This is a genomic window from Bacillus sp. (in: firmicutes) (assembly GCF_031983925.1).
GTDB lineage: Bacteria > Bacillota > Bacilli > Bacillales > Bacillaceae_G > Bacillus_A > Bacillus_A pacificus.
The window spans coordinates 22,042-40,326 of the sequence record NZ_DALYZR010000007.1; the positions used below are offsets into that span (position 1 = coordinate 22,042).

15 protein-coding genes and 1 pseudogene are annotated in these 18,285 nt (G+C 34.9%); 15 read left to right on the forward strand and 1 reads right to left on the reverse strand.

Features of this window, described 5'->3' with window-relative positions; translation table 11 throughout:
* The first annotated feature begins 38 nt into the window (after nucleotides 1-38).
* The 7 genes and pseudogenes from colA to RTP99_RS19190 all read left to right on the forward strand — a co-directional run bounded on the left by colA (nucleotide 39) and on the right by RTP99_RS19190 (nucleotide 9,988).
* Nucleotides 39-2,936 carry a collagenase ColA gene (gene colA / locus RTP99_RS19165; protein WP_001036369.1) on the forward strand — a complete coding sequence of 966 codons (2,898 nt, stop codon included), beginning with the start codon at nucleotides 39-41 and terminating at the stop codon, nucleotides 2,934-2,936.
* 247 nt (nucleotides 2,937-3,183) lie between these two features.
* Nucleotides 3,184-3,732 carry an NfeD family protein gene (locus tag RTP99_RS19170; protein WP_000242449.1) on the forward strand — a complete coding sequence of 183 codons (549 nt, stop codon included), beginning with the start codon at nucleotides 3,184-3,186 and terminating at the stop codon, nucleotides 3,730-3,732.
* 12 nt (nucleotides 3,733-3,744) lie between these two features.
* Nucleotides 3,745-5,319 (forward strand): flotillin lipid rafts scaffold protein FloT, encoded by a 1,575-nt coding sequence (locus RTP99_RS19175; RefSeq protein WP_000155012.1) that lies wholly within the window; start codon nucleotides 3,745-3,747, stop codon nucleotides 5,317-5,319.
* A 242-nt stretch (nucleotides 5,320-5,561) separates the two neighbouring features.
* Nucleotides 5,562-6,596: pseudogene (locus RTP99_RS27870) on the forward strand (HAMP domain-containing protein); the annotation flags it as partial.
* An 81-nt stretch (nucleotides 6,597-6,677) separates the two neighbouring features.
* Entirely contained in the window at nucleotides 6,678-7,538 is an 861-nt protein-coding gene (locus tag RTP99_RS27875) for a methyl-accepting chemotaxis protein (RefSeq protein WP_372460108.1), read from the forward strand.
* A gap of 147 nt (nucleotides 7,539-7,685) precedes the next feature.
* Nucleotides 7,686-9,296, forward strand: a complete 1,611-nt coding sequence (locus tag RTP99_RS19185) for an ATP-binding protein (protein ID WP_011039983.1) — start codon at nucleotides 7,686-7,688, stop codon at nucleotides 9,294-9,296.
* Entirely contained in the window at nucleotides 9,296-9,988 is a 693-nt protein-coding gene (locus RTP99_RS19190) for a response regulator (RefSeq protein ID WP_000503478.1), read from the forward strand. The genes RTP99_RS19185 and RTP99_RS19190 overlap by 1 nt, the downstream gene beginning before the upstream one ends.
* 42 nt (nucleotides 9,989-10,030) lie before the next feature.
* Here the strand turns inward: RTP99_RS19190 and RTP99_RS19195 are convergent, their stop codons facing one another.
* Entirely contained in the window at nucleotides 10,031-11,335 is a 1,305-nt protein-coding gene (locus tag RTP99_RS19195; protein ID WP_000880457.1) for a CitMHS family transporter, read from the reverse strand.
* A gap of 251 nt (nucleotides 11,336-11,586) precedes the next feature.
* Here RTP99_RS19195 and RTP99_RS19200 point away from each other — a divergent pair, with 251 nt between their 5' ends.
* From RTP99_RS19200 to RTP99_RS19235, 8 genes are all read left to right on the forward strand, one after another.
* A complete protein-coding gene (locus tag RTP99_RS19200; protein WP_000857646.1) occupies nucleotides 11,587-11,841 on the forward strand; it encodes a biotin/lipoyl-binding protein in 255 nt (84 codons plus the stop codon).
* A 131-nt stretch (nucleotides 11,842-11,972) separates the two neighbouring features.
* Nucleotides 11,973-12,476 (forward strand): nitrous oxide reductase accessory protein NosL, encoded by a 504-nt coding sequence (locus RTP99_RS19205; RefSeq protein WP_001259402.1) that lies wholly within the window; start codon nucleotides 11,973-11,975, stop codon nucleotides 12,474-12,476.
* A gap of 388 nt (nucleotides 12,477-12,864) precedes the next feature.
* A complete protein-coding gene (locus tag RTP99_RS19210) occupies nucleotides 12,865-13,734 on the forward strand; it encodes an ankyrin repeat domain-containing protein (RefSeq protein WP_000287347.1) in 870 nt (289 codons plus the stop codon).
* Between the two features lie 147 nt (nucleotides 13,735-13,881).
* Nucleotides 13,882-14,562 (forward strand): GNAT family N-acetyltransferase, encoded by a 681-nt coding sequence (locus tag RTP99_RS19215; protein ID WP_001239732.1) that lies wholly within the window; start codon nucleotides 13,882-13,884, stop codon nucleotides 14,560-14,562.
* 305 nt (nucleotides 14,563-14,867) lie between these two features.
* Entirely contained in the window at nucleotides 14,868-15,434 is a 567-nt protein-coding gene (locus RTP99_RS19220; protein WP_000472010.1) for a glycerol-3-phosphate responsive antiterminator, read from the forward strand.
* A complete protein-coding gene (locus RTP99_RS19225) occupies nucleotides 15,431-16,528 on the forward strand; it encodes an ABC transporter ATP-binding protein (protein WP_000571385.1) in 1,098 nt (365 codons plus the stop codon). The genes RTP99_RS19220 and RTP99_RS19225 overlap by 4 nt, the downstream gene beginning before the upstream one ends.
* Nucleotides 16,528-17,460, forward strand: coding sequence for a carbohydrate ABC transporter permease (locus RTP99_RS19230; RefSeq protein ID WP_000573569.1), 933 nt, complete (start codon nucleotides 16,528-16,530; stop codon nucleotides 17,458-17,460). Before RTP99_RS19225 ends, RTP99_RS19230 begins: the two co-directional genes overlap by 1 nt.
* Entirely contained in the window at nucleotides 17,457-18,278 is an 822-nt protein-coding gene (locus RTP99_RS19235; protein ID WP_000635951.1) for a carbohydrate ABC transporter permease, read from the forward strand. The genes RTP99_RS19230 and RTP99_RS19235 overlap by 4 nt, the downstream gene beginning before the upstream one ends.
* Nucleotides 18,279-18,285 lie beyond the last annotated feature (7 nt).

The window sequence follows — 18,285 nt, forward strand, 5'->3', positions numbered from 1 at the left end:
AAATTCGTGAATGGAATATTTGAATAGGGGGCAAGGATATGAACAAGAAATCAAAAATTAATAAAGTAATGCTTAGTATTAGTACAATGGCTCTATCGCTGGGGGCAATTCAAACTCATGCATCAGCAGAAGAAAAGGTGCCATATAATGTATTGCATTCGAAACCAGTTGGAATTGAAAAACCAGTAGATGAGATTGGACACGTTTCTAAAGCGGAGGAAATATTATCGTTTGAAGAACGGTTAAAAGTAGGAGACTTTTCACAGCGACCAGCATCTATTCCGAACAAAGCGGCAGTAAAGCAAGTTAAAGAAAGCTATTCAATGGCTGATTTAAACAAAATGAATAATCAAGAATTAGTTGAAACGTTAGGCAGTATTAAGTGGCATCAAATTACAGACTTATTCCAGTTTAATGAAGATGCAAAAGCTTTTTATAAAGATAAAGGGAAAATGCAAGTCGTTATAGATGAATTAGCTCATCGGGGTAGTACATTTACGAAAGATGATTCAAAAGGAATTCAAACATTTACGGAAGTGTTACGTTCAGCTTTTTATTTGGCATTTTATAATAACGAATTAAGTGAATTAAATGAAAGAAGCTTCCAGGACAAATGTTTACCTGCTTTAAAAGCAATCGCAAAAAATCCAAACTTTGAGCTTGGTACAGCTGAACAAGATACAGTCGTATCTGCATACGGTAAATTGATTAGTAATGCGTCAAGCGATGTTGAAACAGTTCAATACGCATCAAATATTTTAAAGCAATACAATGATAATTTTACTACGTATGTAAATGATCGAATGAAGGGACAAGCAATATACGATATTATGCAAGGGATTGACTATGATATACAGTCTTACTTAATTGAAGCTCGTAAAGAAGCAAATGAAACGATGTGGTACGGGAAAGTAGATGGGTTTATTAATGAAATAAATCGTATCGCTCTTCTAAATGAAGTAACACAAGAAAATAAGTGGCTCGTTAATAATGGCATTTACTTTGCTAGTCGTTTAGGGAAGTTTCACAGTAATCCAAATAAAGGATTAGAAGTTGTGACACAGGCAATGCATATGTATCCACGTTTAAGTGAACCGTATTTTGTCGCAGTAGAACAAATTACAACAAATTATAACGGAAAAGATTATAGCGGGAATACAGTAGATTTAGAGAAAATACGTAAAGAAGGAAAAGAACAGTACTTACCAAAAACGTATACATTTGATGATGGATCTATCGTATTTAAAACAGGAGATAAAGTATCGGAAGAAAAAATTAAGAGACTGTACTGGGCTGCAAAGGAAGTAAAGGCGCAGTATCATCGTGTAATTGGGAATGATAAAGCGTTAGAGCCGGGAAATGCAGATGATATATTAACGATAGTAATTTATAACAGCCCAGAAGAGTACCAGTTAAATAGACAACTGTATGGATATGAAACGAACAACGGTGGAATTTATATTGAAGAAACAGGAACATTCTTTACATATGAACGCACGCCAGAACAAAGTATTTATAGTTTAGAAGAGTTATTCCGCCATGAGTTTACTCATTATCTTCAAGGGAGATATGAAGTGCCAGGTTTATTCGGAAGAGGAGATATGTATCAAAATGAAAGGTTAACTTGGTTCCAAGAAGGAAACGCAGAGTTTTTCGCAGGGGCTACTCGTACAAATAATGTAGTACCGAGAAAGAGCATCATTAGTGGATTATCATCTGATCCTGCAAGCCGTTATACTGCAGAGCGCACACTATTTGCTAAATATGGTTCTTGGGATTTCTATAATTACTCGTTCGCATTGCAATCTTACTTATATACACATCAATTTGAAACGTTTGATAAAATTCAAGATTTAATTCGTGCAAATGACGTGAAAAATTATGATGCCTATCGTGAGAATTTAAGTAAAGACCTTAAACTAAATGAAGAGTATCAAGAGTATATGCAGCAGCTAATCGATAATCAAGATAAATATAATGTACCGGAAGTAGCAGATGATTATTTAGCTGAACATGCCCCAAAATCATTAACAGCAGTAGAGAAAGAAATTACTGAAACGTTGCCGATGAAAGATGCAAAAATGACAAAACATAGCTCCCAATTCTTTAATACATTTACATTAGAAGGTACGTATACAGGTAGTGTAACAAAAGGTGAGTCAGAAGATTGGAACGCAATGAGTAAAAAAGTAAATGAAGCTTTGGAACAACTTGGGCAAAAAGAATGGAGTGGCTACAAAACTGTTACAGCATATTTCGTCAATTACCGTGTAAATAGCTCAAATGAGTTTGAATATGATGTAGTCTTCCACGGTATCGCAAAAGATGACGGAGAAAATAAAGCTCCAACGGTTCATATAAATGGCCCTTATAATGGACTTGTAAAAGAAGGTATTCAATTTAAAAGTGACGGCTCAAAAGATGAAGATGGAAAAATTGTTTCTTATTTATGGGACTTTGGAGACGGAAGCACAAGTGCAGAAGTAAATCCGGTACATGTATATGAAAGAGAAGGTTCATATAAAGTAGCGTTAAGAGTAAAAGATGATAAAGGAAAAGAGAGCAAAAGCGAAACAACGGTTACGGTTAAAGATGGAAGCTTAACAGAATCAGAACCAAATAATCGCCCAGAGGAAGCAAATCGTATTGGACTAAACACTACTATAAAAGGTAGCCTTATCGGCGGAGATCACACTGATGTTTATACATTTAATGTAGCATCAGCGAAAAATATTGATATTTCCGTTTTAAATGAGTATGGAATCGGGATGACATGGGTACTTCACCATGAATCAGATATGCAAAATTATGCTGCTTACGGTCAAGCAAATGGAAATCATATAGAGGCAAATTTTAATGCAAAACCAGGTAAGTACTACTTGTATGTATATAAATATGATAATGGCGATGGAACTTACGAATTATCAGTAAAATAAGTGCTTTTCCAATGTATGTTTAACTTTACTTTTTGTGGAAAATAGTATATTATATAGATATATAATATATCGGTTATTTACTAGGAGGAGCCTGTCACAATAGGCTTCTCCTGTTCTTTTTTAGGGGGCCTGTCTTACAGGCTTTTCTTTAAAGGGTAAATAACTGAAAATTAAGAACAATAATCTTTGAAAGAGGTGGGGCATACACATAACAAAAAAGGGATTGTTTAAGAGAGGGGGATAAGAAATGGTTTTGTTTGGTTATCCACTTGAGACAATTTATTTATACGGATTTATTATTGCTACTATACTCACTGTGATTTATATCTTTTTTGGGGATATATTTGAATCCATATTTAGTTTTGGAGGCGGATCGGTATCCGTTGTTACTTTATTACTTAGTTTTTTCGCCATGCTATGTGGACTTAGTTATATAGGAGAATATTTATTTTCCTTTAATAGTCTTCTTATTTTCGTGGCTGCATTTGCTATATCTTTTATTGGTGTATTCATAATGAAAATATTAATTTTAAAACCGATTGCAGAAGCAGAACAAAATACTGTGCAACGTATGGATGAATTCATTGGTTGCAAGGGAGAAGTCATTACGACAATTCCTACAGAAGGATTTGGTGAAGTATTAATCTCCTCCCAATTTGGAAGTAATGCAATTCCAGCTAAAACAATTGGGAAAAAAGATATTTCACAAGGAACTGAAGTTATTATTGAGGGAGTCCAAGATGGTGTTTTGCTTGTACAAAACATCGCTTATTCTTTAAAAAAACCAAAATTATAAGGGGGAATTTCCATGACGATTCCATTAATTATTGGTGGAGTTTTACTCGCAATTTTAATTTTACTCATTTTAGTATTCATTACGAAGTATCGAACAGTTGGACCAGATGAAGCGTTAATTGTTACAGGGAATTGGCTTGGTGGTGGGAAAAATGTAGTTACCACTGATGATGGAAAGAAGATTAAGATTATTCGCGGTGGCGGTACATTCGTAGTTCCAATTATGCAAAGAGCAGAACCTTTAAGCTTACTAAATTACAAATTAGAAGTGGGTACACGCGATACGTATACGAAGCAAGGTGTTCCAGTTACAGTAAATGGTGTTTCTATTATTAAAGTAGGTTCTACAATTGAAGAAGTATCGACAGCAGCTGAGCAATATTTAGGAAAAGAAACAGAAGAGTTAAAAGTAGAAGCAAAAGAGGTTTTAGAAGGTCATTTACGTGCGATTTTATCCTCTATGACAGTAGAAGATGCGTATAGTAATAGAGAGCAATTTGCTCAAAAGGTGCATGAAGTAGCGTCTACAGATTTAAAGAAAATGGGTCTTCGCATCGTTTCCTTTACCATTAAAGAAATCATGGATAAGAACGGTTACTTAGATGCACTTGGTCAGCCGCAAATTGCGACGGTTAAGCGTGATGCAACAATTGCAAACGCAGAGCGTGAAAAAGAAGCTCGTATTGAAAAAGCTCGTGCTGAGAAGGAAGCGAAAGAAGCTGAATACCAACGTGATGCACAAATCGCTGAAGCTGAAAAACATAAAGAATTAAAAGTACAATCTTATAAGAGAGAGCAAGAACAAGCTCGTGCAGACGCCGATCTTTCTTACGAATTACAACAAGCGAAAGCGCAACAAGGTGTTACAGAAGAGCAAATGCGCGTTAAAATCATTGAGCGTGAGAAACAAATTGAGTTAGAAGAAAAAGAGATTGCGCGTCGTGAAAAGCAATACGATGCAGAAGTAAAGAAAAAAGCAGATGCAGATCGCTATGCTGTTGAGCAATCAGCGGAAGCAGAAAAAGTAAAACAAATTAAAAAGGCAGATGCGGATCAATATAAGATTGAAGCAGAAGCGAGAGCACGTGCAGAAGAAGTACGTGTAGAAGGTTTAGCGAAGGCGGAAATTGAGAAAGCGCAAGGTCAAGCGAAAGCGGAAGTACAAAAAGCACAAGGTACAGCAGAAGCCGATGTTATCAGATTAAAAGGTTTAGCGGAAGCAGAAGCGAAACAAAAAATTGCAGAGGCATTTGAGTTATATGGCCAAGCGGCAATTATGGATATGGTTCTTAAGATGCTTCCAAGTTATGCGAAGGAAGTTGCTAGTCCACTTAGCAACATTGATAAAATTACAGTTGTCGATACAGGCGGCGGTGGTAAAAATAGCGGCGCCGGAAAAGTTGCAGGTTATGCGACTGATTTAATGGCAACGATGCAAGAAACATTAAAAGCTTCTTCTGGCATTGATTTAAAAGAGTTATTAGAAGGATTTGCTGGAAAAGGAGCGGTTCAACAATTATCAAACGATAAACCTATTGTATCTGTAGTAGAAGATGAGAAAAAAGAAGTAGAAAAAGATAAAGAATAGTATAGTGGGTGGAACCTCTAGTAAGTGAGATACTAGAGGTTCTTCTGTGAATGATAATATTTCGAATAATGTACATTTTTATATATTGTTTTAATTATTTAATTTATATAGAATGAAAAAGGTATGTATTAATTCTTTAATAGAAAAAGAGATAAAGAGTTGATACGTTTTAATCGTATAATTTATATAAAGAAATTAAATGTAAGGTAATTACATTTAAAACGGTATGGAGGGGTAGAAATATGTTTCAAAGGAAATTAAGGAGAAGTAGTTTAAAAGCAAAGTTACTTGTATCATTTGTTATCATTTTAGTTCTTCCAAGTATTGTAATTGGTTGGACGTCTTATCAGCAAGCGAAGACAAACTTTAATGAAACAATTTTACAATCAGCGGAAGATAACGTAAAGATTTTAAATAATGTTATTAATAAAGAGATAGACAGTAAAAAGGTAGACGCAGTATATTTTACAAAGTTATTTAACGGAGTAAGTTACGGGACTGATCAGCTCCAAAATGTGCAAAATAAATTAGAAGAATATAATAAATTACATCCAGAAATAGAAGCAATTTATACGGGATCTAGTATGGGACAATTTATTCAATCACCGTCTATTCAAATGCCAGATGGATACAATCCTACCGAAAGAGATTGGTATAAAGAAGCAGCGAAAAAAAGCGGAGAAGTGGTTATCACAGCCCCATATAAGTCAAGTACAACAGGGAATATTGTTATTACAATAGCAAAACAAAATGAGGATAAGAGCGGTGTTCTCGGTATTGATTTAATTATTAATGACATTGTAAATACTTCAAAAATGGTCAACATCGGCAAAAAAGGATATGTAGCAATCTTCGACCAATCTAAACATGTAATAGCACATCCGACGATGAAGCCAGGTGACAAAATAGAAGAAAAACTTGAGAAGGAATTGTACAAACAGGAAACAGGTGAGTTTAAATTCAAACTTGAGGGTGATGATCGCAATATTACCTTTATAACAAATAAGCAGACTGGATGGAAAATAGCAGGAATTATGCCTTCAAAAGAAATTATTGAAGCAGCTAATCCTATTTTCTATAAAACGCTAACTGTTATTGGTATTTCATTAATAATTGGTGGGATTTTAATTTACTTCATAATTGCCTCTATTATTAGTCCGTTAAAACAACTTGTTATATCATCGAAAAAGATTAGTGAAGGCGATTTAACAGAATCCATTACAGTTCATACTAAAGATGAAATTGGACAGCTAGGAGAAAGCTTTAATGAGATGGCAGCATCATTACAGAATGTCATTTCCAATATAAACACTTCAGCAAGTCATGTAGCGGCATCTTCAGAAGAATTAACAGCTAGTATGAAGCAGACAAGTGAAGCAACGGAACAAATTACACAAGCAATAGAGCAAGTGTCGAGCGGGGCTGAAATACAAACGAAAGAAGTTGAAGAAGGCGCAACATTATTAGAGGAAGTTACAGAAGGAATTCAGCGTGTTGCAGATAGTTCTTCATTAGTATCCACAGCATCTATGTATACGAAGAAAAAGGCTGAAGATGGTGGAAAGTTAGTTGAAAAAACTGTGAATCAAATGCAATTAATCCATGAGTCTGTTTCACAATCAGATAAAGTTATTGTTTTGTTAGATGATAAATCAAAACAAATTGGAGCAATTCTTGAGGTGATTCAACATATTGCAGAGCAGACAAATTTGTTAGCGTTAAATGCGGCAATTGAGGCTGCGAGAGCTGGTGAGCAAGGAAGAGGATTTGCAATTGTAGCAGATGAAGTACGAAAATTAGCTGAGCAATCAGGACAGTCTTCTACGGAAATTGGAAAACTAGTGAAAGAGATCCAATTTGATATAAAAGAAACGGTAAGTTCTATGAAGCAAGTTGGGACAGAAGTACAATCAGGACTTGTAGTTGCAAATGAAACGAAGCAAAGCTTTGCTGAAATATTGAAATCTACGGATGATACAGTTGTACAAATTGATAACATGGTAGATGTAGCGAAGCAAATGACGGTAGATGCAAGACAAGTAAGTGCATCTATTAATGAAATTGCAGCTACGATTGAAGAAAATGCAGCAAGCGTTCAAAATATTGCTGGTTCATCTGAGGAACAATTAGCTTCAGTAGATGAAATAAATGCAGCAGCAGTCCATTTATCACAAATGGCAGAAGAGTTACAAGAGATGATTGGTAAGTTTAAAGTGTAATAACGAATGTTAAGAAACGAGGTAATAATTTTACTTCGTTTCTTTTTTTATGAATAGAAAAAGAAATATAGAGTAACCATGTTATGATTAAGTATAATTAAAGAGACTGTATATTCTTTAAATTCTATCTTTAATCATGTTAGGGGAATGGTTTTGAAATTAAAAAAATTAAAACTACAACCGAGAATTACATTAACTATTAGTACACTAATTTTAGTTGTACTTCTGTTAACGAGTTATTTATTTTATTACATATTATCTGAAACGGTAGAAGAACAAATTGGGAAACGGGCTTTGCATGTTGCGAAAACAGTTGCTGCTATACCAGAAATAAAGGAAGCTTTTCAAAAAGAAAATCCAGCTTCTATCATTCAGCCGATTGCAGAAAAAATTCGAATTGATACAGATGCTGATTTTATTGTAGTTGGAAATAAAGAGGGGATTCGATATGCACACCCTAAGCGAGATAAAATAGGAGAAGCAATGGTTGGTGGAGATAACGAAGGGGTTCTATTAGAAGGGAAATCTTATGTTTCGAGAGCAACTGGATCATTAGGCCCTTCATTACGCGGAAAAGTTCCAATCCGTAATCAGGAAAATGAAATTATTGGCGTGGTGTCTGTTGGATTTTCAATGGACGATATTCATGGTGCAGTAGAAGTGTATGGAAAGCGTGTATTTTGGATTACAATAGCAGGTCTTTTAATTGGGATAATTGGTTCTATATATTTAGCAGGCAGTATAAAAAGAATGATGTTTGGTATGGAGCCAGAAGAAATTTCATCTTTATATGAAGAGCATAGTACAGTGATTCAATCTGTACGTGAAGGGATTATTGTTATTGATCAAAATGGGATGATTAGATTAGTCAATCAAGCAGCTTATGACATTCTTTCATTAGATGAACAACGAAATATTATTGGAGAATTCATTTTAGATGTAATTCCTAATTCAACGATACTAGATGTACTTCAAACTGGGGAAGAACAGTTTGATCGTCAATTAAATATAAAAGGGCAGGCTGTTATTGCGAATCGTCTACCTATTAAAGTAAAGAATAAAGTAACTGGTGTTGTATCGAGCTTACGTTTGAAATCTGAAATGGATCAGTTAACAGCAGAATTATCTCAGACGAAGCAATATACAGAGGCATTACGAGCGCAAACGCATGAATATAATAACTTATTGTATACGCTCTCAGGACTTATCCAGTTAGAATCATATGAAGATGCTTTAGAGCTTATTCATAAGGAAACGGCGGTCTATCAAGATTTTGTTCAATTTATTATGAAGCGAATTCAAAATCCATGGTTAGGTGGGATTTTAATTGGATTCTATAATAGAGCAAGAGAGTTGAAGATTGATTTTATGCTAGACAGAGAGAGTAGCTTAGACAAATTAAGCCCGCATATTGAGAGTAATTATGTCGTTTCTATTTTAGGAAATTTAATTACGAATGCATTTGAAGCGATTGAAAGAAATGAAGAACATAATAAGAAAGTAAGAATGTTTGTAACTGATATCGGAGAAGAAATAGTAATTGAAGTGGAAGACTCAGGACAAGGGATTCATGATGAGGTCATTACTAGCATATTCTATAAAGGCTTCTCGACGAAAGAAGGCGAGAAGCGAGGGTATGGATTAGCAAAAGTGAAAGAGTTAGTAGAAGATTTAAATGGAAGTATCGCAATCGAAAAAGGGGATTTAGGTGGTGCATTGTTTATTATTGCATTACCGAAAGAGAGAGGCGAGTTGTAATGGGTGAGGAGATTGAAGTATTGATTGTAGAAGATGATATTCGAATTGCAGATATTCATCGGCGTTTTACTGGAAAGATTGAGGGATTTAAAGTAATTGGAACAGCGACGACTGGGGAACAAGCGAAAGAATGGTTAGATCTTGTGAAGCCACAGCTTGTTTTATTAGACGTGTACTTACCTGATATGCAAGGAACCGAACTTGTCACATATATTAGGCATAATTTACATGATACAGATATTATTATGATTACAGCTGCATCGGAAACAGATGTAGTGAGGCACGCCCTGCGAGGCGGAGTAACAGATTATATCGTAAAACCACTTATGTTTGATCGATTTAAGACAAGTTTGGAAAATTATAAAAAAAAGCTGGTACAGTTAAAGAAAAATAATCAGTTATCTATAGAACAAATTGAACATTTATGGTCTCAAAGGGGTGTAAAGGGAAATGAAATAGAATATGCGCCGAAAGGTATAGACCCCTTAACTTTAGCAAAAATAAAAAAGCATATGTTAACAGTAAAGGAAGAAGGTATTACTGCGGAAGTGCTAAGCTCAATGGTCGGAGTAAGTAGGTCAACAGCAAGGCGCTATTTAGAGTATTTAATATCTGGGAAAAAAGTTCATGCAGAGCTTATATATGGAAGTGTGGGGAGACCAGAGAGAAGATATTTTCTTGTTTCTTCATAATAAAAAACAGTAGCGGATATATGTCCGCTACTGTTTTTTATTTTATATCGGAATAATCCCAATTACAATTCCAGTAATCAACATGACCATTGTCGTTCCAACTGCCCACAATAAAGTGAAGCGTTGATGTTCACCAAAATCAACTTTAGCCATTCCGACTAATAAATAAGTGGATGCAACAAGAGGGCTTAATAAGTGAACAGGTTGCCCGAGTAAGGAAGCGCGTCCCATTTCAGCTGCACTAATTCCGTAAGTGGCAGCAGCTTTCGTTAAAATAGGTAGTACACCGAAATAAAATGCATCATTGGACATGAAAAATGTGAATGGCATACTAAGAAGAGCTGTAATAATTGGTAGTTGTGGTCCAAGAGCGTCTGGTATAAGAGTTACTACACTTTTAGCCATTGCATCTACCATTTTTGTTCCTGATAAAATCCCAGTGAAAATCCCAGCGGCAAATACGAGAGAAACAACCGCTAATACGTTTCCTGCGTGAGAAGCAATACGCTCTTTCTGTTGCTCTAAGTTCGGATAGTTAATCATAACAGCAATAGCGAAAGCGATTGTAAATAAAACAGGTAACGGCATAACTTCTAGTATGAGACAGACAAGTAAGGTAGCAGTTAATAAAAAGTTAATCCATAGAAGTTTAGGGCGCTTATGAACAGCAGCTTCTACTGTTGCAGCTTGCTCATCCATCGTTTGCATTTGTTTTAAATATTGTACATCCATAATTCCTAAACGCTTTCTTTCTTTTTTTCCAAGATAGTAAGCAACGAAAACTACCCAAAGTGCACCAGCAATCATTCCTGGTATAAGTGGTGTAAAGAGCTCTGATGCGTCTAGTCCAAGTGCACTCATAACACGAGCTGTCGGTCCACCCCACGGTGTAAGATTTGTCACGCCTGCACCTAACATAACAACCCCAGCTAATATAAGTGGATTCATTCCAAGGCGTTTATATAGTGGGTACATTGCGGAAACAGTAATCATATACGTTGTCGTTCCATCCCCATCTAATGAAACGATAATTGTAAGAATTGCTGTGCCAACAACAATTTTTAAAGGATCTCCTTTCACAAATTTCAAAATCCTACTAATGACAGGATCGAATAAACCGCTATCAATCATAATTCCAAAATATAAAATGGCAAACATAAGCATAATACCAGTAGGTGCTAGTTTTTGAATTCCTTCTAACATCATAGGTCCCATGTTTGCATAAAAGCCTCCAATTAATGCGAACGTAATTGGAATTAATATTAATGCTACTAGTGCTGACATACGTTTCGTCATAATTAAAAACATAAAGACAAATACCATCGCAAATCCAAGTAGTGCTAACATGTAATCTCCCCCTCAAAATGATTACGCTTTCAAAATAAAATAAAAATTCAGAAAAAGGTTTTTTGTTTATCATAAAAGTATCTATTTGAATGGTAAATAATTTGAAAAATAACATCATTAGAAGCATAATTTTTATTTTGGTCATTTTGTTCACGGTAGTTAATTTGAATTTTTTAAAAATAAGCTGCTCTCCATAAGAATGGTAGAATAAGATGAAAATATTGAAGTGTGAAATAGGGAGTAGATTTTATATGAAAACAAGAATGGAAGAGATTTGTAGTTCTTATGAAGGAAAAGTAGAAGAGATTTTTGTTAATGAATCTTCTTACGTATATGAGTGGGAAAAATTAATGATGATCCGAAAAAATAACGGTGAACTTGAAAAGGTTGCAGTCGGCATCAGTGGAAATATAAGATTAGTAAATGTAGTTGTTGGGCAGCAAATTCATACAGGTACATTATTAGTTAGGTTGGAAGATGATTTATTAATTACAGGTTGTGAATGATGAGAGGTGTGTAGAGAGGACTACACATCTTTTTTGTTCCATATATTACAAAAGACACATCGTTTTTTCACAAATCGCACACAAGTTTTTGATATGCTCCTTGTAGAAGATACGGTTAGGGAGGAAATATAATGAGAACAAAGTATGTGATGCTTGCTATATGCTTATTCTTTGTCTTTACAATTGTAGGATGTGGTAAGAAACAAGCAGAGGCTGTGGCAATTGATGAGAAACATGATAAGTGTGATATTTGCCAAATTGGGGTAATGGATAATCAATTTGCAACAGAAATCATTTTAGAAAATGGAAAAGCATTAAAGTTTGATGATATCGGTTGTATGTATAAATGGATGGAGATTAATCCAGGTGAAAAGACGAAAGAAAAATTTGTTCGAGATTATGATTCGAAAGATTGGGTTTCGTTAGAAGACGCTACTTATGTATATGATAAAACAATTACAACACCAATGGCTTATAATGTCATTTCATTTAAAAACAAAAAAGATGCAGAGAGCTTTGTATCTAACTATAAGGGGAAAATTCTTTCGTATAAAGAGCTAGCAGAGCATAAATGGGAAATGAATAAAGAAATGATGGGGAACCCGAAAAAGGGAAATCACGGTGCACATCATTAATACTAGAAAAAGACAACTATATAGTTGTCTTTTTCTAGTATTAATGATGTGCAAATATAGAAAAGGTGTAAAATTTTTAGAAGAACGGTTACAATGGAATATAGTAACCTAAAGCAATCATTTATCCCGCTTTAATGGGCAGTAAGACCCCACCTCAAAATGCAGCGAAAGCAAAGAAGTTAGGTGGGGGTCGGGCTGCCCATAAAAGCCCGATTGGTTCAACTAATAATCAGTGGGGGATGAAGAAAACCCCCACTGATTAAAGTTTCACTTTATGTACTTTTTAGAAATGTATACAAATGCGGTAAAATCGTGCTAAACTAATTGCTTCGCTAATATAAGTTTAGATAATCCGATTAAAGAAGGAATATAAAGGGCTTATGGATAAATGTACTCAAGAAGAGTTATTGTATGTGATGGAGGAATGGTTAAGAAAACATTATCTTTCATAGGAGCTGTAGTTGTGAGAAAACAAAAAATTTTATTATGTATGTTATTAGGACTTTTAATGACGGTAGTGGCTTGCGATAAGCAAGAAGAGCCAGAATCGAAACCGGTTCATGTGAAAAACGAAAAGAAAAAAGAGAAGCATAAAGAACAGGAAGAATCTAAAGAAGAAAAAAGTATAAATTTAATGGACAAACAGTTGCTACTTTCTGCAACTCTTGGAGACACAGAAACAGCTATGAAGTTGATCCAAGATGGAGCGAATATAAATGTAGAAGGTGACAACGGAGAAACACCTGTCCTTGCAGCAACGTACCAAAATCATGTAGAGACAGTGAAAGCATTAATTGGTGCAGGGGCTAATATTGAAATTAAAGATGAGAAACAAAGCAATCCACTTCTTTATGCAAGTAGAGAAGGCTATACGGATATTGTAAAAGTATTAATTAATGCAGGAGTTAATACGAAAGAAACGACTAAGTCAGGTGGAACAGCACTTATTTCTGCATCTGAGCGTGGCCATGTAGAGGTCGTAAAAGAATTGTTAGAGCATACAGATATTGATGTGAATTATAAAAATGCTCGTGGTGGAACAGCTTTAGTAGAAGCAATCGTATTAGGAAATGGTAGTGAAAACCATAAGAAAGTAATTCAAATGCTTATTGACCACGGGGCAGATGTAAATATGGCCAATAAGGAAAATATTACGCCACTGCAATATGCTGAAAAAAGAGGTTTTAAAGATATTGCAAATATGTTGAGGGCAGCTGGAGCGAATGAAGTAGTACAGCCACAACAACCAGTAGAATAAAAAACGAAAAATAATCCCATTTAGATAGACAGAATGAAGAAATCAGTTAGCATGATGGATTCAGTAATGTGTATGTAAATGGGATTTTTATTTTGAGCATGAAAAATAGATTGTAAATGGTATATGAAGTAACTAAGGAGGATATAAATGAGGCTCTCAGAACTTGATTTAATAGCAATTCAAGTAGAGGTTTTATTTGTTCATAATCAAGTAGGGAAAATGAAATATGTAAATGAACAAGGAAATCCGAAAGCACCACGCTTTTTTCTTGGCAGAACTCGTGAAGGGAGTATAACGAGATATCATTGTGATTTGGATGATGAAACGGTAGGTAACATTGAGAAATTAATTCGAGAACCTTCAAATCATATAGAGATAGCACAGATTATCCATGTATTAAATGAAGAAAGAACAGTAAAAAATATTTGGATGGGCCCTGCTTTTATGTTCTCTAATAATTTACATAAGCCAACTAGAACAATACAGATAACAGAGAAGAATAAAGAGCTTTTGCGAGGAAATTTTCCTAATCTAATAGAACAGATGGAGTGGAGGCAACCTTACTTTGCAATTGTAAAAAATGAAAAGGTAGTTTCTATATGTTGCAGTGCTAGGAGTACACCTGTAGCTGCTGAGGCGAGTGTGGAAACTTTAGCGGAGTTTCAAGGGAATGGATATGGTACTGATGTTGTTACAGCCTGGGCGATATCAATACAAGAAGAAAACCGCATTCCACTTTATAGTACTTCTTGGGATAACTTTGCTTCACAAGCAGTTGCAAAAAAACTAAAACTAATTAATTATGGAATGAATTTGCATATCACTTAAATTTTAAAAATAGTTGTTTGCGGTTGGGATTCATCCATATATTTAGATTATTGTTAAAAATATGGTGAATATTAACATTCGATTAACACCTAATTAACAATTTATCAAAACTGACTTAATAAATACGTAATATAGTAAAGGTAACAAAATAACTAGGGTAGAGAACATTTGAGAACACCCGCTTACATATAACGTGCCACTTTCTTAGGTCTGCTCTATTCCCTAGAGTTCAAATAAGGAGAAAGGTGTTCTATGTAAGTAGGTGTTTTTAGTTTGGATAAAAACAGAAAAGTTAGGTGGAATATATGTTTAAAGAACCTTATATTGCGATGATAAAGGATTGGAAAGGATACAACACATACAAAAAATTACCGAAAACAGTTTTTCTTATGACGGGTTCAATGCTGGAATTACCAGAGCGTGTATATGAATTACAGAAACATGGACATGATGTCTTTCTTCATTGTGATTTTATACAAGGTTTAAATACGAATACAGAGGAAGCACTTTTGTATATTCAAGACGTTATCGGAGCACAAGGCATTATTTCAACAAAAGGATCGACAATTCGAAATGCCAATAAAATTGGATTAAAAACGATCCAACGTATTTTTATTGTCGATACTTTATCTCTTACAAAATCAATTGAAAATTGTAAAACGACTAAACCGAATGCAGTAGAGATTATGCCTGGTATTATGCCTTCCATTATTAAGCAGTTAGCAGAGGAAATAGAATTTCCTATCATTGCAGGCGGATTGATTCAAACGCGAGAAGATGCAGAAGTTGCCATTCGTGCAGGAGCGAGTGCGATTTCGACGAGTCACTATGAAGTATGGATACAAGAAGAAAAAAGGAGTGCAATCTTGTGATTGAATTGAAAAATGTTTCAAAGGTATATAAAAATGCAGAAGAGACAGCGGTTAAGGGTGTATCGGTTCACATTAAGAAGGGCGAGTTTTTTGTTTTAGTTGGGCCTTCAGGATGTGGGAAAAGCACATTATTACGAATGATCGCTGGCCTAGAAGAAATTTCTTCGGGGGATTTAATTATTAATGAACGTGTTGCAAATGATTTAGAGCCGAAAGATCGTAATCTATCAATGGTATTTCAAAATTACGCACTATACCCACACTTATCTGTAGAAGAAAATATTTTATTTGGACTTAAGGTAAGGAAAGTACAAAAAGAAGAGCGGCAAAAGAGATTAATGGAAGCTATTGAAATGGTAGGGCTGAAAGAGTATGTGAAAATGAAACCAGGTCAATTATCAGGTGGACAAAGACAGCGTGTTGCGCTTGCTAGAGCAATCGTGAGCCAAGCACCGATTTGTTTAATGGATGAACCACTTTCGAATTTAGACGCGAAATTACGTGCGCAAATGAGAATTGAAATTAGAGAAATTCAGCAGCGTTTAGGAATTACAATGATTTACGTTACTCATGATCAAATAGAGGCGATGACTATGGGGGACCGTATCATGGTTTTAAATAAAGGAAGTATACAGCAAGTTGGAACACCGCTTGACATCTATAACGAACCAGCAAATGAATTTGTTGCAAGTTTTATAGGGTCTCCTTCGATGAATATAAATGATGGAGAAGTAGACAAAGGAAAAGGTGTATTACATATAGGGCAATTGCAAATTCCGTTATCTATTGGACAGTTAAAGCAATTACCAGAAGGAATAATTCGCATAGGCATGCGTCCTGAGCATATTGCCCTGTCTGAGGAAGGACAAGAAGTTACGCTACAATCTGTAGAAGTATTAGGCAACGAATCTATATTAAACTTCGCAATAAATGGAACAACTTGGAGTGCAAAAGTCATTGGACAGCTACTCCTGAACAAAGGTGACAAAGTAAAATTATTATTCTCACAAGATAAGTTATGCTTCTTTCATCAAAATACGAATGAACGATTAAAAGTGGTAGCTGAAGAAGAGTTGAAAGTGGTGGCGAAATAATGATTGAAGTAGGCAAGTTACCAGCCCAAGCAAAGGTGGTAAAAAAGAAGAATTTATGGAGCAGAACGAAAGATTTAAGAATAGGATTATTATTTTTAGCGCCATCTATTTTATTGTTCTCGATTTTTCTTTTTTATCCATTATTTAGGACGATTTACTATAGCTTTTATTTAACAGATATACACGGAGAAGCTAATCTTTTCGTTGGATTAGAAAATTATCAATACTTATTTTCTGATCCTGCTTTCTACAAAAGCATAAAGTCAACTTTATTATTTGTTGTATATACAGTGCCTACGAGTATTATACTCGCTTTATTTCTTGCATTGATTGCAAATGGAAAAGTAAGAGGTATTGGGGTATTCCGTGTGTTATTTTCTTCCACTATGGGAATATCAGTAGCTGCTAGTGCGGTGATTTGGCTATTTTTATTTCATCCAAGTGTCGGATTATTTAATAATATATTAGCCTCTATGAATCTACCTGCAATCGCATGGTTAACGAGTCCAGATTGGGCATTGTTCTCTGTATCAGTTACAACGGTTTGGGTGAATACAGGATTTGCATTTTTAGTTATATTAGGTGGTTTACAAAACATTGATACGTCTTTATATGAAAGTGCATCTATAGATGGTGCTAGCTATTTATATAAGCTTCGTCGTGTTACATTACCGATGCTATCACCAACTTTATTCTTTATCGTGACAGTAACGTTAATTAGTGCGTTCCAAAGCTTCGGACAAATTGATATTTTAACGCATGGTGGACCAAATGATGCAACGAATTTAATTGTATATTCGATTTATAAAGAGGCATTTGTGAATCATCAATTTGGAACAGCAAGTGCACAAGCGATGGTATTATTTATTTTCATTTTCATTGCTACATTACTTCAATTCAAGTTTGCTGAGAGAAAGGTGCATTATAAATGATCGTTAAACAGTGGAAACAAAATTTCCTATTATACATGCTGCTCATTATTAGTGCAGTAATGGTGTTTTTTCCTGTACTCTATGCATTTTTAATAAGCTTTATGACACCAGACGATATTCAAATGAGAAGGTTATTTCCGACTCAATTTACTTTTGATAATTTTATTAATATTTTTCAAAAAGTACCGCTTTTTACATACTTATATAACAGTTTAGTTGTATCGACAGTTGTTATGATTGGACAACTTATCGTATCAAGCTTAGCAGCGTATGCTTTCGTCTTTCTTCAGTTTAAAGGAAGAAATCTTATTTTCTTCCTGTTTATTTCAACGATGCTTATTCCGTGGGAAGCGACGATGGTACCTAACTTTTTAACGATTCAAAACTTTGGTTGGATCAATAGCTTCGCTGGAATGACAGTGCCGTTTTTTGCAACAGCTTTCGGTATTTTCTTACTACGTCAACACTTTATGACGCTTCCGAATGAACTGAAAGAAGCTGCTTTTATTGAAGGGATTGGAAATGTAAAGTTTTTATTTAGCGTTGTAATTCCGTATTGTAAAACGAGTTTTATTACGCTTGGAGTATATAGTTTTTTAACAACATGGAATATGTACTTATGGCCACTTTTAGTGACCACTGATGAAAAGGTAAGAACAGTCCAAATTGGTGTGAAGCAGCTTCAGTCTCAAGAAGTTGCAACTGATTGGGGAAGCGTAATGGCCGGTGTTACGGTTATCGTAATTCCGACATTGATTCTACTATTTTTAGGGCAAAAGCAATTACAACAAGGATTAACAAAAGGTGCAATTAAATAACTAAGAG

Bases quoted from the DNA above. Each gene is read 5' to 3' on its own strand.
- colA (WP_001036369.1), top strand. From the start codon at position 39: ATGAACAAGAAATCAAAAATTAATAAAGTAATGCTTAGTATTAGTACA.
- RTP99_RS19175 (WP_000155012.1), top strand. From the start codon at position 3,745: ATGACGATTCCATTAATTATTGGTGGAGTTTTACTCGCAATTTTAATT.
- RTP99_RS19230 (WP_000573569.1), top strand. From the start codon at position 16,528: ATGATTGAAGTAGGCAAGTTACCAGCCCAAGCAAAGGTGGTAAAAAAG.
- RTP99_RS19220 (WP_000472010.1), top strand. From the start codon at position 14,868: ATGTTTAAAGAACCTTATATTGCGATGATAAAGGATTGGAAAGGATAC.
- RTP99_RS19235 (WP_000635951.1), top strand. From the start codon at position 17,457: ATGATCGTTAAACAGTGGAAACAAAATTTCCTATTATACATGCTGCTC.
- RTP99_RS19185 (WP_011039983.1), top strand. From the start codon at position 7,686: ATGGTTTTGAAATTAAAAAAATTAAAACTACAACCGAGAATTACATTA.
- RTP99_RS19190 (WP_000503478.1), top strand. From the start codon at position 9,296: ATGGGTGAGGAGATTGAAGTATTGATTGTAGAAGATGATATTCGAATT.
- RTP99_RS19205 (WP_001259402.1), top strand. From the start codon at position 11,973: ATGAGAACAAAGTATGTGATGCTTGCTATATGCTTATTCTTTGTCTTT.
- RTP99_RS27875 (WP_372460108.1), top strand. From the start codon at position 6,678: ATGAAGCAGACAAGTGAAGCAACGGAACAAATTACACAAGCAATAGAG.
- RTP99_RS19195 (WP_000880457.1), bottom strand. From the start codon at position 11,335: ATGTTAGCACTACTTGGATTTGCGATGGTATTTGTCTTTATGTTTTTA.
- RTP99_RS19215 (WP_001239732.1), top strand. From the start codon at position 13,882: ATGAGGCTCTCAGAACTTGATTTAATAGCAATTCAAGTAGAGGTTTTA.
- RTP99_RS19210 (WP_000287347.1), top strand. From the start codon at position 12,865: ATGTACTCAAGAAGAGTTATTGTATGTGATGGAGGAATGGTTAAGAAA.
- RTP99_RS19200 (WP_000857646.1), top strand. From the start codon at position 11,587: ATGAAAACAAGAATGGAAGAGATTTGTAGTTCTTATGAAGGAAAAGTA.
- RTP99_RS19170 (WP_000242449.1), top strand. From the start codon at position 3,184: ATGGTTTTGTTTGGTTATCCACTTGAGACAATTTATTTATACGGATTT.